Origin of the sequence: Streptomyces sp. XM83C (genome assembly GCF_023072675.1) — a bacterium.
Taxonomy (GTDB): Bacteria; Actinomycetota; Actinomycetes; order Streptomycetales; family Streptomycetaceae; genus Streptomyces; species Streptomyces thermocoprophilus.
The window spans coordinates 1-14,245 of the sequence record NZ_JALLGL010000165.1 but is presented as its reverse complement, the minus strand read 5'-3'; the positions used below and the strand labels follow the sequence as shown (position 1 = coordinate 14,245).

12 protein-coding genes and 1 pseudogene are annotated in these 14,245 nt (G+C 72.9%); 6 read left to right on the top strand and 7 right to left on the bottom strand.

What is annotated here, in order from left to right; all coding sequences use genetic code 11:
* Nucleotides 1-31: 31 nt before the first annotated feature.
* Nucleotides 32-667: a TetR family transcriptional regulator gene (locus tag MTQ10_RS18965; RefSeq protein ID WP_247469619.1), complete on the bottom strand. Its 636-nt coding sequence runs from the start codon at nt 665-667 to the stop codon at nt 32-34.
* Between the two features lie 219 nt (nt 668-886).
* Between MTQ10_RS18965 and MTQ10_RS18960 the strand changes: the two genes are divergently transcribed.
* The 3 genes from MTQ10_RS18960 to MTQ10_RS18950 are packed head-to-tail and all read left to right on the top strand — an operon-like array spanning nt 887 to nt 4,076.
* The gene (locus MTQ10_RS18960; RefSeq protein ID WP_247469617.1) at nt 887-2,281 is read left to right on the top strand and encodes a glycosyltransferase family 4 protein; all 1,395 of its coding nucleotides are present in this window, start codon (nt 887-889) and stop codon (nt 2,279-2,281) included.
* Nucleotides 2,275-3,009 carry a class I SAM-dependent methyltransferase gene (locus MTQ10_RS18955; RefSeq protein ID WP_247469615.1) on the top strand — a complete coding sequence of 245 codons (735 nt, stop codon included), beginning with the start codon at nt 2,275-2,277 and terminating at the stop codon, nt 3,007-3,009. Before MTQ10_RS18960 ends, MTQ10_RS18955 begins: the two co-directional genes overlap by 7 nt.
* Complete coding sequence (locus tag MTQ10_RS18950) at nt 3,006-4,076, top strand: prenyltransferase (RefSeq protein WP_247469613.1); 1,071 nt, start codon at nt 3,006-3,008, stop codon at nt 4,074-4,076. The genes MTQ10_RS18955 and MTQ10_RS18950 overlap by 4 nt, the downstream gene beginning before the upstream one ends.
* A 155-nt stretch (nt 4,077-4,231) precedes the next feature.
* Here the strand turns inward: MTQ10_RS18950 and MTQ10_RS18945 are convergent, their stop codons facing one another.
* Together MTQ10_RS18945 and MTQ10_RS18940 are read right to left on the bottom strand one after the other, a co-directional pair.
* Nucleotides 4,232-5,092 (bottom strand): DUF5336 domain-containing protein, encoded by an 861-nt coding sequence (locus tag MTQ10_RS18945; protein WP_247469611.1) that lies wholly within the window; start codon nt 5,090-5,092, stop codon nt 4,232-4,234.
* Nucleotides 5,093-5,248: 156 nt separating this feature from the next.
* Entirely contained in the window at nt 5,249-6,208 is a 960-nt protein-coding gene (locus MTQ10_RS18940; protein ID WP_247469610.1) for an N-acetylmuramoyl-L-alanine amidase, read from the bottom strand.
* Nucleotides 6,209-6,389: 181 nt separating this feature from the next.
* On the opposite strand from MTQ10_RS18940, the gene MTQ10_RS18935 reads away from it, so the two are divergent.
* Complete coding sequence (locus MTQ10_RS18935) at nt 6,390-6,686, top strand: chaplin (protein WP_247469608.1); 297 nt, start codon at nt 6,390-6,392, stop codon at nt 6,684-6,686.
* 243 nt (nt 6,687-6,929) lie between these two features.
* Here MTQ10_RS18935 and MTQ10_RS18930 read toward each other — a convergent pair whose 3' ends face one another.
* Nucleotides 6,930-7,580: a class I SAM-dependent methyltransferase gene (locus tag MTQ10_RS18930; protein WP_247469606.1), complete on the bottom strand. Its 651-nt coding sequence runs from the start codon at nt 7,578-7,580 to the stop codon at nt 6,930-6,932.
* A 141-nt stretch (nt 7,581-7,721) separates the two neighbouring features.
* The gene (locus MTQ10_RS18925) at nt 7,722-9,458 is read right to left on the bottom strand and encodes an MFS transporter (protein ID WP_247469604.1); all 1,737 of its coding nucleotides are present in this window, start codon (nt 9,456-9,458) and stop codon (nt 7,722-7,724) included.
* Nucleotides 9,459-9,924: 466 nt separating this feature from the next.
* On the opposite strand from MTQ10_RS18925, the gene MTQ10_RS18920 reads away from it, so the two are divergent.
* On the top strand, nt 9,925-11,403 hold the full coding sequence (locus MTQ10_RS18920) for an MFS transporter (protein WP_374117635.1): 1,479 nt from the start codon (nt 9,925-9,927) through the stop codon (nt 11,401-11,403).
* A gap of 51 nt (nt 11,404-11,454) precedes the next feature.
* Nucleotides 11,455-11,571: pseudogene (locus tag MTQ10_RS18915) on the top strand (SigE family RNA polymerase sigma factor); the annotation flags it as partial.
* A 488-nt stretch (nt 11,572-12,059) separates the two neighbouring features.
* On the opposite strand, the gene MTQ10_RS18910 reads toward MTQ10_RS18915, so the two are convergent.
* Both MTQ10_RS18910 and MTQ10_RS18905 read right to left on the bottom strand, forming a co-directional pair.
* Nucleotides 12,060-12,692, bottom strand: a complete 633-nt coding sequence (locus MTQ10_RS18910) for a response regulator transcription factor (protein WP_247469621.1) — start codon at nt 12,690-12,692, stop codon at nt 12,060-12,062.
* A gap of 8 nt (nt 12,693-12,700) precedes the next feature.
* On the bottom strand, nt 12,701-14,086 hold the full coding sequence (locus MTQ10_RS18905) for a sensor histidine kinase (RefSeq protein WP_247469601.1): 1,386 nt from the start codon (nt 14,084-14,086) through the stop codon (nt 12,701-12,703).
* Between the last annotated feature and the right edge of the window lie 159 nt (nt 14,087-14,245).

Genomic DNA, 14,245 nt, shown 5'->3' with positions numbered 1-14,245 from the left:
GTCCGGGGCGTGGGGCTGGGGCCTGCGCGGCTCAGGCGGATCCCGGCCCCCCGGCCTCCCTCAGGTCGAGCAGCCGGCAGGCCGTCTCGATGTCCGCCTTCACCTGCGCGGTGCTCGCCCGGCCCGACAGCCAGCCGACCAGCGCCGCATGCCAGGTGTGCTCGACGACGCGGACCGCGGCGAGCTGCCCGGGCGTCGGCCGGTCCCCGCCCATCGCCTCCACGATGATCGCGGTGGTCTGCCGGGACACCTGCTCCACCTCGGCGGCCACCCCGCGGTCCGCGAAGATCACGGCTCGGACCATCGCGTCCGCGAGCTGCGGTTCCCGCCGCAGCGCGCGGAACGCCCGCATCAGCGTCTCGGCGACCCGCTCGGCTGCCGTCTCACCCGCCGGGGGCCGCTCCCGCAGCGTGCCGTGCAGCCGCTCCAGCTGGTCCTGCATCGTGGCGACCAGCAGATGGATCTTGGACGGGAAGTACCGGTACAGCGTGCCCAGCGCCACCTCCGATGCCTCCGCGACCTCCCGCATCTGCACCGCGTCGAACCCGCCCCGCCCGGCCAGCCGGGCGGTCGCCTCCAGGATGCGGCGGCGGCGTGCCTCCTGCCGCTCCGTCAGAGGCGGAACAGGTGGGCGCACGGTGGATTCCGGCGTGACTTCCGCTGGCATGGGTCCCGTCCGTGACAGTCGGTGAGGGGGCGGTGAAAGGCGCGTGATCGAACCGGCCGCGGCAGGCTCCGGCCGTGGCGTGAATCACCTGATCCACTGCTCACACAGAGGCTACCTGCCGGTAGATTCAGAGCCTCTCGACGATCAAGTCTGAAACTTGTTCTAGATTAGCGTCTCGACGTAGTGTCGCGGGACAGAGCAGGCAGAGAGGGGCCCGGAGTGACCGCTGAGGCCAGTCGGACGAGGTCCCTCCCGGACCTCGCCGCGGACGGCGAGCGACCGCTCGACATCGCGCTCCTGACGTACAAAGGCAACCCGTTCTGCGGCGGACAGGGCGTCTACGTCCGCCACCTCTCCCGCGAGCTGGCCCGCCTCGGCCACCGCGTCGAGGTCATCGGCTCCCAGCCGTACCCCGTCCTCGACGACGCCGACGACTTCGCCGGCCGGCTCACCCTCACCGAGCTGCCCAGCCTCGACCTCTACCGCCAGCCCGACCCCTTCCGCACCCCCAAGCGGGAGGAGTACCGCGACTGGATCGACTACCTCGAGGTCGGCACCATGTGGACCGGCGGCTTCCCCGAGCCGCTGACGTTCTCCCTGCGCGCCCGCCGCCTGCTGCGCGCCCGCCGCGGCGCCTTCGACGTCGTCCACGACAACCAGACCCTCGGCTACGGCCTCCTCGGCGACGTCGGCGCCCCCCTCGTGACGACGATCCACCACCCCATCACCGTCGACCGGCAGCTGGAACTGGACGCCGCCGACACCTGGCAGCGCCGGTACTCGGTGCGCCGCTGGTACGCCTTCACCCGCATGCAGAAGCGCGTCGCCCGCCGCCTGCCGTCCGTGCTGACCGTCTCCGGCACCTCCCGCCAGGAGATCGTCGACCACCTCGGCGTACGCCCCGACCGCATCCACGTCGTCCACATCGGCGCCGACACCGACCTGTTCCGGCCCGACCCGTCCGTGCCGGTCGTGCCCGGCCGTATCGTCACCACCTCCAGCGCGGACGTCCCCCTCAAGGGTCTCGTCTTCCTCGTCGAGGCCCTCGCGAAGCTGCGCACCGAGCAGCCCGACGCCCACCTCGTCGTCGTCGGCAAACGCCCCACTGAGGGCCCCGTCGCCCAGGCGATCGAACGGTACGGCCTCGAAGGCGCCGTCGACTTCGTCAAGGGCATCACCGACGCCGAACTCGTCGACCTGGTGCGCTCAGCCGAGGTCGCCTGCGTGCCCTCCCTGTACGAGGGGTTCTCGTTGCCCGCCGCCGAGGCCATGGCCACCGGCACCCCCCTCGTCGCCACCACCGGCGGCGCCATCCCCGAGGTCGCGGGCCGCGACGGCGAGACCTGCCTCGCCGTACCGCCCGGCGACGCGGGCGCCCTCGCCGCCGCCCTCGGCCGGCTCCTCGGCGACGCCGACCTGAGGGCCCGTCTGGGCGCCGCCGGCCGTGAACGCGTCCTGCGGCACTTCACCTGGGCGCGCGCCGCCGAGGGCACCGTCGCCCGCTACCGCGAGGCCATCGCCCGCACCGGCCATCCCCGGCGCACCCGGGGCGCCGCCCCCGAAGCCACCCCCAGTGACACCGGTGTCTACTCCGAAAGCAGGGCCACGTGCTGACCGTCGATTTCTCCCGGTTCCCGCTCGCCCCGGGCGACCGCGTCCTGGACCTCGGCTGCGGCGCCGGCCGGCATGCCTTCGAGTGCTACCGGCGCGGCGCCCGGGTCGTGGCCCTGGACCGCAACGGCGAGGAGATCCGCGAGGTCGCCAAGTGGTTCGCCGCGATGAAGGAGGCCGGCGAGGCCCCCGAGGGCGCCACCGCCACCGCGATGGAGGGCGACGCGCTCGCCCTGCCCTTCCCCGACGAGTCCTTCGACGTCGTCATCATCTCCGAGGTGATGGAACACATCCCCGACGACAAGGGCGTCCTCGCCGAGATGGTCCGCGTCCTCAAGCCCGGCGGCCGTATCGCCGTCACCGTGCCCCGCTACGGCCCGGAGAAGGTCTGCTGGGCGCTGTCCGACGCCTACCACGAGGTCGAGGGCGGCCACATCCGCATCTACAGGGCCGACGAACTCCTCGCCAAGATGCGCGAGGCCGGCCTCAAGCCGTACGGCACCCACCACGCGCACGCCCTGCACTCCCCGTACTGGTGGCTGAAGTGCGCCTTCGGCGTCGACAACGACAAGGCGCTGCCGGTGCGCGCCTACCACAAGCTGCTCGTCTGGGACATCATGAAGAAGCCGCTCGCCACCCGTGTCGCCGAGCAGGCCCTCAACCCGCTCATCGGCAAGAGCTTCGTGGCGTACGCGACCAAGCCGCACCTGCCGCGGGTGGACGCCAAGTGACCACCCCCCGCACGGAACACCTGGTCCTGCCCGGCGTCCTCACCGCCGACCAGGCCGCGGCGACCGTCGCCGGCATCCTGCGCGTGCAGCGGGAGGACGGAGCCATCCCCTGGTTCCGCGGACACCACCTCGACCCGTGGGACCACGTCGAGGCCGCCATGGCCCTGGACACCGCCGGTGAACACACCGCCGCCGAACGCGCCTACGAATGGCTGGCCCGGCACCAGAACGACGACGGCTCCTGGTACGCCGCCTACGCCGACGGCGCCCACGACGACGTCACCGACCGGGGCCGCGAATCCAACTTCGTCGCCTACATCGCCGTAGGGGTCTGGCACCACTACCTCTCCACCGGCGACGACACCTTCCTCGACCGCATGTGGCCGGTCGTGTACGCCGCGATCGAGTTCGTGCTCCGGTTGCAGCAGCCCGGCGGGCAGATCGGCTGGCGCCGCGACGACGACGGCACCCCCACCACGGACGCCCTGCTCACCGGCTCGTCGTCCGTGCACCACGCGCTGCGCTGCGCGCTCGCCGTCGCCGAACAGCGCGAGGAACCCCAGCCCGACTGGGAACTCGCCGCGGGCGCCCTGCGCCACGCGATCCGCCGGCACCCCGAACGGTTCCTCGACAAGAACCGCTACTCCATGGACTGGTACTACCCGGTCCTCGGCGGCGCCCTCACCGGAGACGAGGCCCGCGCCCGCATCGACGAGAGCTGGGACCGCTTCGTCGTCCCCGGACTCGGTGTGCGCTGCGTCGTCCCCAACCCGTGGGTCACCGGCGGCGAGTCCGCCGAACTCGCCCTCGCCCTGTGGGCGACCGGCGAGTCCGACCGCGCACTCGCCGTCCTACAGTCCATCCAGCATCTGCGGGACGACGCGTCCGGCCTGTACTGGACCGGCTACGTCTTCGACGACGACGCCATATGGCCGCGGGAACTGACGACCTGGACCGCCGGTTCCCTGCTCCTCGCGGTCGCCGCGCTCGGCGGCCACGAGGCGACCTGCGCCGTGTTCGGCGGGGAGCACCTGCCGCGCGGCCTGGACCCCGACTGCTGCCCCTGAGCGTGCCGTCGCCGGCCGCGCGTCGGCGTGGACCGCCTGTGGACCCCTGAGCTGCTTTCTGTGCGTGCCCCCGGGGCGCACGTGCCCGGACACGGCGACGGCCCCCCGCCCGTGAAGGCGAGGGGCCGTCGTTGCGACATGGCTGCCGCTGAGGGTCAGCCGCGCTGGATGCCGGAGGTGTCCTGGAGGACACCGCGGCGGCCGTCCTGCGTCTGCGCGACGAGCTGCGCACCGCGCTGCTCCACCGCCAGATACCAGGTGCCGGGCGCCAGTTCGGCGATCGGCGTGGGCGAGCCGTCCTCCGCGAACAGCGGGCGCGGAGCGGGTACCGCGAACCAGAACGGCGAGAAGTCCCCGGCGGGCTGTGCGGTCTGCGGCTGCGGCTGCCCCGGCTGCGCGCCGTACGGCTGCTGCGGACCGGCGGCGGGGGCACCGGGACCACCGGGGCCGGCCGGACCGGCCTGCGGCTGGGCGCCGTACGGCTGCTGCGGGGCACCCGGGTAGCCGTAACCGCCGGGCGGCTGCGCGCCGTAGGGCTGCGGGGCCTGCGGGTGGCCCGCCGGGACCAGCGGGGCCTGGAGGGCACCGACCAGCGGGGTGGCCACGGCCACGGCCGCCATGATCAGCGTCGCGATGAGAGCGAGGATCAGACCGGTGCCCGGGTCGGCGCTGTCGCGGGCGCCCTCGATGTTGTCGGCGCCGCCCGCCACGTCGAAGACGTTGCCGAGCGCGCTCCACGCGGCGAACACCGCGAACGCCGTACCGAACTGACCGAGGTCCAGTCCGGCCACCTTCGGGGTCTGCGGCAGGCCGCGGGAGATGACGATGAGCGCGGCGGCGATCAGACCCGCGAGGACGACCGACAGGACGACCGGGCCGCTGCCCCACAGGCTGGGCAGGTCCACGCTGTCCGGAACGCCGTCGAACGAGTACAGATCGAGGAACGACGCGATGAACAGCAACACCGCTGCTCCGATCACCACGCCGTCGCCTCGAGTGAGGGAGCGGATATTCACTTCAGGTCCTTCGTAGGTCGTCTCGTCGTCGGAAGAGGCGTCGCTGTCACCTGTCGCCGTCAGGCCCGGTGGGAAGCGCGGGAGTGGCCCCTCATCGTAGGAAAGACCTTATCGTCCGTCCGACGAGGCTGTCCGCCCGGATCAGTGCGATGACCACTACCCGCGCAGGAAACTCACGATTCCCTCAGAGATCCCTTGCGCCGCTTTCTGCCGCCAGGCACCGCTGGTCAGCAGCGCCGCGTCCTTGCTATCGCGCATGTTGCCGCACTCGATGAACACCTTCGGAACCGTTGACAGATTGAGACCGCCCAGGTCCCGGCGCGTGACGAGTCCGGTGCCGTCGCCGATGTAGTTGGACGGCGCCGAACCGGTCACGCGTACGAAGCTGCCGGCGATGCGCTCGCCCAGTTCGCGGGACGGCCCCACGATGGGGCGGGTGTCGGCGGCGCCCGCGTGCACGGACGCGGGCAGGATGACGTGGAAGCCGCGGTTGCCGGCGGCGGCGCCGTCGGCGTGGATCGACACGACGGCGTCCGCGTGCGCGGTGTTCCCGATACGGGCCCGCTCGTCCACGCACGGCCCGTACGGCCGGTCCCCGTCCTGCGTCAGCTTCACCGTGGCGCCCTGCTGTTGCAGCAGGTCCCGCAGACGGTGCGCGACGTCGAGGGTAAAACGTGCCTCCGCGTAGCCGGAGTTGGTGGAGGTGCCGGTGGTGTCGCACTCCTTGCTGTTGGTGCCGATGTCCACCGGACGGTTGATGGCCGCCGTGTGCTCGAAGTTGCCGGGGTTGTGACCCGGGTCGATGACGACGACTCTGCCCTTCAGCGGTCCGGACGCGGCGTCCGGCGAGCCGGACGGTGACGGGCTCGCCGCGGCCGGCCCGGACGCGGACGGCGTCGCCTTCTTGCCGTCGTCCCGCGCGGAAGCCGACGTCGAACCCGAGGGGGCGGCCGGCGCCCCCGCGGTGGTGCCGCCGTCGCCGGGTGCGCCCATCGCCGCGTACACCGCCCAACCGAGCAGGCCACCCGACACGAGCGCGGCGAGCGCCACGAGGAGCGGGGTGCGGCGGGAGCGGCGGGGCTTGGGGGGATCGAAGTCCGGGCCTGTGTACGACACGACAGTCACCCTAGCGGCAGGTCACCGGGCGGGGCCGTGCGGCGGTCGGCGGGCGGGCATGCGGGCGCGTGGGCTTCATCCGAACGGCGCACCGGCATCGCCCGGAGTCCGACCCTGTGTCCAGAATCACCGTGATTCACCGGAATCATCCCATATCTGATCATCGGAGAAGGAGAACGACATGCGTGTCATCCCCCGAGTCCTCGCCGCCACGGCCGTCGCCGGCCTGACCGTGCTCGGCACGTCCGCGGCGGCACAGGCCGCCCCGGCAACGCCCGCCGCCGCCCCGGCCGGTGTGCTGTCGTACGAATGTGACGGAGGCGCCTGCGCGGTCGGGGAGGCCGTCGGCTCGCCGGGTGTCCTCTCGGGCAACGTCATCCAGGTGCCGATCCACATCCCCGTCAACGTGTGCGGCAACTCGGTCAACATCGTCGGTCTGCTCAATCCCACGGCGGGCAACTACTGCGTCAACGACTGACGTCGACGTGCGGGCGACCGTGTCGACGGTTGAGCCGCAGGCCGATTCGGGTCATGTGGCTCAACCGTGGATTCCCGGACGTTGACGGGCCATTGACGCCGATGACCGCGTCAACCATGGACGCCGCGACGTGCGCAGAGGGCGGGCGTCGGCCTCCGGACCGACCATGGACGCGAACGCGTCCATGAAGGACTGGAGCCGGCGCCCCTGTGCATGGTGGACGCGCCGGCCCGCGCCGCCCTGTCAGACACCGGCCCCGGTCCGCCGCAGCACACGCAGGGAGCCGGTCGCCGACACCTCCGTGAACGCGCCGGACGCCAGCGCCCGCAGATAGATCCGGTAGGGCGCCTGCCCCGTGAACTCGTCGACCGGGTCCGGGAACACGTCGTGGATGACGAGCACGCCGCCCTCGGCGACATGCGGGGCCCAGCCCTCGTAGTCGGCGGTGGCGTGCTCGTCGGTGTGCCCGCCGTCGATGAACACCAGCCCGACCGGCGCCGCCCACACCTTCGCCACCTGCGGCGAACGCCCCACGACCGCCACCACGTGCTCCTCCAGACCCGCCTTGTGCAGGGTCCGCCGGAACGTGGGCAGCGTGTCCATCAGCCCGATCTCCGGGTCGACGGTCTCCGGGTCGTGGTACTCCCAACCCGGCTGCTGCTCCTCGCTGCCCCGGTGGTGGTCGACGGTCACCGCGGTCACACCGGCCGCCCGCGCGGCGTCGGCGAGCAGGATCGTCGACCGCCCGCAGTACGTCCCCACCTCCAGCAGCGGCAGCCCCAGCGACCCGGCGGCCACGGCGGCGTCGTACAGCGCGAGCCCCTCGTCGACGGGCATGAACCCCTTGGCGGCCTCGAACGCGGCGAGGATCTCGGGCTTGGGGGCGGCGGGCATAGGGGGACGCCTTTCGGTCGTACGACACTCAGATGCCCACATGCTGCCGCACCCCCCCGCAGGACGTCCCGGCAGGGGGTGCGACGACGTGCGGTGACGCCCCGCACGGCACCCCTCTCGCGGGGTGCGGGGCGCGCGGCCTCAGGCGCGTACGGTGTCGCCCGGCAGGGACAGGTCCAGCTCGACGGCCCGCTCCTCACCGGGGTGCGAGGCGGACGAGGCGTGCGGCCCGTGCCCGGTGGCCGTCGCGGCGACGACGTACGGCCCACCGGAAGGCACCGCCAGCGCGTACCGGCCCTCCCCGTCGGTCAGCGTCGCGCCCGCCTGCCGCCCCCGCCGGTCGATCAGCGTGACCTTGGCCCGCGCGACGGGCGCCCCGTCGGCGTCCAGCACCCGGCCGCGGAAGCCCCGCAGCACCTCCTCGGCGCGCGCCAGGGCGGCCTCCTCCTCGCTCCCGGCCCGCAGCCGCGAAGTCCTGTCCGGCTTCGGCAGGAACACCGCCAGCAGCAGACCCACGGCGACCGCGGCCGTCGCGATCAGGAACGACATCCGGAAGCCGTGCGGCGTCGGCACGGCCACCCCGCCCACGTGGTCCGCCGTGTTGGCCAGGACCATGCCGATGACGGCGCTGGAGACGGACGTGCCGATGGACCGCATCAGCGTGTTCAGACCGTTCGCCGCGCCCGTCTCCGACGCCGGGACCGCGCCGACGATCAGCGCGGGCAGCGACGAGTAGGCGAGCCCGATGCCCGCGCCGATCACGACCGACGTGATCACCGTCTGCCAGGCGGCGTCCATCAGGCCGAGGCCGCCGCCGTAGCCGATCGCGATGACCAGCAGGCCGATGATGAGCGTGGTCTTCGGGCCGTACCGCGCGGACAGCCGGGCGTACACCGGCGCCGTGAACATCATCGTCAGGCCCAGCGGGGCCACGCACAGACCCGCGACGACCATCGACTGGCCGAGACCGTGACCGGTGGCGGTGGGCAGCTGCAGCAGCTGGGGGAGGACGAGGGAGACGACGTAGAAGCTGACACCGACCATGATCGACGCCAGGTTGGTGAGCAGCACCTCACGGCGGGCCGTGGTGCGCAGGTCCACGAGCGGCGCCTTGGTGCGCAGCTCGGCCGCGCCCCAGCCGAGGAGGACGACGACCGCCGCGGCGAACAGGCCGAGCGTGGTGCCGGAGGACCAGCCCCAGTCGCTGCCCTTGGTGATCGGCAGCAGGAGCAGCACCAGACCGAGGGACAGGCCGAGCGCGCCGGGCAGGTCGAAGGAGCCACGCGCGCGTGCCGGGGACTCCGGTACGACGAGGAGGGTGAGCGCGATGGACAGCACGCCGAGTCCGGCGGCGCCGTAGAAAAGGGCGTGCCAGTCGGCGTGCTGGGCGACCAGGGCGGCGGCGGGCAGCGCGAGGCCACCGCCGACGCCGATCGAGGAACTCATCAGCGCCATCGCCGAGCCGAGCCGCTCGCGGGGCAGCATGTCGCGCATCAGGCCGATGCCGAGGGGTATCGCGCCCATGGCGAAGCCCTGGAGCGTACGACCGCCGATCATCACCAGCAGATCGTCGGTGAACGCGCTGACCAGGGCGCCCACCACCATCACCGCGAGGCTGAGGATGAGCATGCGCCGCTTGCCGTACAGGTCGCCGAGCCGGCCCATGATCGGCGTGGCGACGGCACCGGACAGAAGCGTCGAGGTGAGGACCCAGGTGGCGTTGCTGGGGGAGGTGCCCAGCAGCTGCGGCAGGTCCTTGATGACCGGCACCAGCAGGGTCTGCATCACCGCGACCACGATGCCCGCGAAGGCGAGCACGGGGACGACGGCGGCCCCGCCCGCTTTCGGGCTGGGACGGTGGGTCGACGAGAGCGTCATGGAGTGGTGCCTCCGGCCAGTGGTTTCGTGCTGCGGCTGTTGCTCGATCCGGCGCGCGAGCGCCCGGTGGGGCCGTGCCGCGCGGCGGTTTCGTGCCGTCTGAACCTGTATGCATGAGCAACTATTCCGTTGCTTCGGGTCCCTAAAGAATTCTTGACCTTCCCTTGACGAAGACGAGCCACGGCGGACCCGCACGCAGGCACGCGGCGGCCGGGCGAGCCCTGCGACGAGGGGCACCCGACGGACGAGCACATACGACGGCCGCCCCGGGACGAACGTGTGGGGGAGGTCCGGCACAGCGCCGCCCCTTGGCGCCGGCACCCGCCCCTTGGCGCCGGCACCCGCCCCTTCGCACTGGCACCCGTTCCCTCGGCCTAGGACTCGCGACGGGGCGCGGCCTCGGACTCGCGACCGGGCCGGACATCGGACGAAAACCCGATGGAAGGGCCGCACGGCCGCTGCGACCATGACACGCATGCTCGAAGCCGCGGACACTCCCACCGGCGTTCCCCGCCGCCCGGCCCCGCCCGCCTGGCTGGTGGTCACGCTGGCCTGCGCCGGACAGTTCCTCGTCGTGCTCGACGTGTCGGTCGTCAACACGGCCCTGCCGTCCATGCGAGCGGCCCTCGGCCTGAGCGACTCCGGCCTGCAATGGGTGGTGAACGCCTACGCCATCGCCTTCGCCGGGTTCCTGCTGCTCGGCGGCCGGGCCGGAGACCTCTTCGGCCGCAAGCGCATGTTCCTGCTGGGGCTCGCCCTGTTCACCCTGGCCTCGCTCGGCGGAGGCCTCGCCCAGGACGGCTGGCAGCTCCTCCTCGCCCGCGCCGTACAGGGACTCGGCGCGGCCGTCCTCGCCCCCTCCACCCTCACCCTCCTCACCGACGCCGTGCCGGAGGGCCCGGCCCGCGCCCGCGCCATCGCCACCTGGAGCGCGGTCGGCGGAGGCGGCGGCGCCGCGGGCGGCCTCGTCGGCGGAGTACTCGTGGACGCGCTGTCCTGGCGCTGGGTCCTCCTCATCAACGTGCCCGTCGGCGCGGTCGCCCTGCTCGGCGCTCTGCGCTGGCTGCCGGAGAGCCGCACCCACGACCGGCGCCGCCTCGACCTGCCGGGCGCTGTACTGGTCACCGCGGGCCTCGCCACCGTCGCCTACGGCATCTCACAGACCGAGAACGAAGGCTGGACCGCCCTGCAGGCGCTGCTGCCGCTCACGGCCGGAGCCGCGCTGATCGCCCTGTTCCTCGCTGTCGAGGCCCGCACCCCCGCCCCGCTCATGCCGCTGCGGCTGCTGAGCGTGCGGTCGGTGGCCTCGGCGAACACCGCGATGTTCCTCAGCGGCGCGGCCATGTTCTGCATGTGGTACTTCATGACCCTCTACGCCCAGAACGCCCTCGGCTACACCCCCCTGGAGGCCGGCGCCGCCCTCGTGCCCAGCTCCCTCGCCGTCGTCCTCGGCTCCAAACTGGCACCCCGCCTCATGCGCAGGACCGGACCGCGCGCCACCGCCGTCCTCGGCACCCTCGTTGCGGCAAGCGGCTTCGCCTGGCAGTCGACGATGACCGCGCACGGCGACTACCTCACCGGCATCCTGCTGCCCGGCATCCTGATGATGCTCGGCGCGGGCCTCGCGACCACCCCGCTCGCCTCCCTCGCCACCTCCGGCGCCGCCCCCGAGGAAGCCGGCCTCGTCTCCGGCCTCGTCAACACCTCCCGCACGATGGGCGGCTCCGTCGGCCTCGCCGTCATGTCGACCATCGCCGCGGGCCGCACCGCGGGCGGCACCACACCGCAGGCCCTCACCGACGGCTACGCCCTGGCCTTCCGCACCTCCACGGCCGTCCTGCTGGCCGGAGCCGTACTGATGCTGCTGTGGCTGCCGCGGCCGAAGCGCACCGAGCCCGCCGCTCCGGTGCCCGCGCAGAAGGCGGGAAATTCCTCCCGGAGGTGAGGCAACGATCCGGGCGGCCCGTGGACTCCTTTTGATGCCCAGGAGGTGCCCATGGGGGATCGTAAGCAGGCCGGAGACGAGGAGTTCCGGGCCTTCGGCGCAGGCCGCCGGCCGCGGCTGCCGCGCACGGCATTTCTCCTCACGCGGGAGCAGCACGCAGCTGAGGATCCGGCGACCTGCGCCTGGAAGGACGGCACCGGCACGAGGATCCACCGCGGCACGAGCGACGTCGCCGTCACCGCCACCGTCCCACCGGCGATCCGCACCCCGGGCAACTCCCCGTACGACTGGTTCGTGTGCCTGGCCCCGAAGGACACGGCCTTCAGCACGGCGGAGGTGACGGAGCAAGAGGACGAAGCGCGACGGTACGCAGGCGACGCATCGGCGGACGAGCAGGGACGAGCGAGCGGAGGGGCGGCAGAAGCGAGAGGGGCTGGAGCAGGAGCGAGGAAGAGCGAGTGGCGTCGCAGGGGGCGGACGGAGGAGGGATGGACGAAGGGGGAACGGGCGCAGGAGGAAGGATCCCAGGAGGGACGGACGGAGCAGGAAAGGACGCAGGAGGACGGGCCGGGACGGGGTGCGCAGGGGACGCGCAGGGGGACGGCATCGCAGGCGAACGGGATCGGCGGCCACGGGGGAGTGGCCGGCCCGTTCCCCTACAGCCACCCCTGGCGGCGGGCCTCCCGCATCGCCTCCATACGGTTGCGGGTGCCGGTCTTGCCGATGGCGGACGAGAGATAGTTCCGCACCGTGGACTCCGACAGATGCAGCCGCGCCGCGATGTCGGCGACGGTCGCACCGTCGGCGGAGGCCCGCAGGGCATCGCACTCGCGGGCGGTGAGCGGGTTCGGGCCGGCGCTGAGCGCGGCGGCGGCGAGCGCCGGGTCGATCACCGTCTCCCCGGTGAGCACCCGGCGGATCGCCACAGCCAGATCCTCCACGGGACCGTCCTTGACGAGGAACCCGGCCGCACCCGCCTCCATGGCACGCCGCAGATAACCGGGCCGGCCGAACGTGGTCAGGATCAGCACCCGGCAATCGGGCGCCTGGTCCCGCAGGTCGGCGGCGGCGTCCAGACCGCTGCGGCCCGGAAGTTCGATGTCGAGGAGCGCGACATCGGGCCGATGGGTCAACGCCGCGTCCACGATCGCGTCCCCCGACCCGACCTGCGCCACCACCTCGATGTCCGGCTCCATACCGAGCAGCAGCGCCAGCGCCCCGCGCATCATGCCCTGGTCCTCGGCGAGCAGTACTCGAATGGACTTCCCGGGCCGGTGGTCTCGAGGCATCTCGTCGTTCACGGGGAAAGCGTAGGCCGCGAGGGCCGCCCCGCACCCCGGCCGTCCGGGTCGGAGTCGGTCTGCGTGCACCCCACCGGGGCGCTGTAGGAGTCGTCCACGGGCAGTTCGGCGACGACCCTGAACCCGCCGCGGGGGCCCGGCCCCGCCGTCAGCGTGCCGCCCGCCGCAGCGAGGCGCTCCCGCAGCCCCTTCAGGCCGGTCCCGCCGACCGGAGAAGGGGAGAGGGCGGGGCCCCCGGACGTGGGTCCCGCATCCGGGGACGGCGGCGTCTCCGCCGGCCCGCGCCCGTCGTCCACCGGCCCCCGACCGTCGTCCGCCGGCCCGCGCCCGTCGTCCGCCGGCCCGCGCCCGTCGTCCGCCGGCCCGCGCCCGTCGTCCGCCGGCCCCCGACCGTCGTCAGTGATCGTGAGGCGGACTCGGTCCTGGGTGCCGTGGACGGTGATGTCGCAGTGGTGGGCGCCGCTGTGTCGTACGGCGTTGGTGACCGCCTCGCGGATCACCCAGCCCAGCAGGGCCTCCGTCGCGGCGGACAGCGGCGGCCCGGAGCGCCGTACCGTCGGCTCGACACCCGCCGCGGACAGGGCCGAACGGGCCCGGTCCAGTTCGGTGGTGAGACTGTTCTCGCGGTAGCCGGTGACGGCCTCGCGGATCTCCGTGAGCGCCTGCCGGCCCACGGACTCGATGTCCCGGAGCTGGGCGAGGGAGGCGTCGAGGTCGCGTGGGGCGAGGCGGCGGGCGGCCTCCGACTTCACCACGATCACCGACAGGGTGTGCCCGAGCAGATCGTGCAGGTCGCGGGAGAAACGCAGCCGCTCCTCCTCCACGGCACGCCGGGCCAGTTCCTCGCGGGCTGCGCGCAGTTCGCGTACCGCCTCGGACAGGGAGAGGATCGCCGAGGTCACCATCGTCGACAGGAACGTGCCGTACGCGATGCCGATGCCGTCCCAGCCTTCCTTCAGCGCGGCCACGCCCCCGGCGAGCGCGGCCAGACCGACACCCCGCAGGCCGAGGCCCGGCCCGCGCAGCACCGCGCCCACGGCGAGGCCCAGCAGGGGGAAGAACAGCAGCCAGTTGCCGCCATAGCCGAGGGCGAGAGCGACGGTGAGCAGGCCCAGCAGGAGCAGCGCGACCAGTGTGGAGCGTTCCTGCCGTTTCTGCCGGTCGAAGGCGCGGAAGACGACGTAGACGTAGATGGAGTTGAAGGCGAGCAGACCCAGTCCGCCGATCCACGGGTTCGGGGTGTCGTCCTGGAAGAGATGCGACAGGGCGCCCAGGCCCATCAGCAGCCAGGGCAGCAGGGTGAAGCCGGTGGGCGGCGGCCCGGGGTGCACGTCCCGTTCCGCGTGCGTCAGGATCGGCGCCTTCGTCGACAGCCTCGGCATGCCCTCGCCCCCGATGGGATAGTTCCTGTCATTACCGTCGGTTCCGAGCATCGCACCGCGGGCCCGCGACCTGGCAGGTCTGCCCGTACGGACTCAGGCAGGACAAATGTCACCGCCGCCACGCCCCCCGCAGCCGCGGCCCCCCGGCAGTTGCCACGC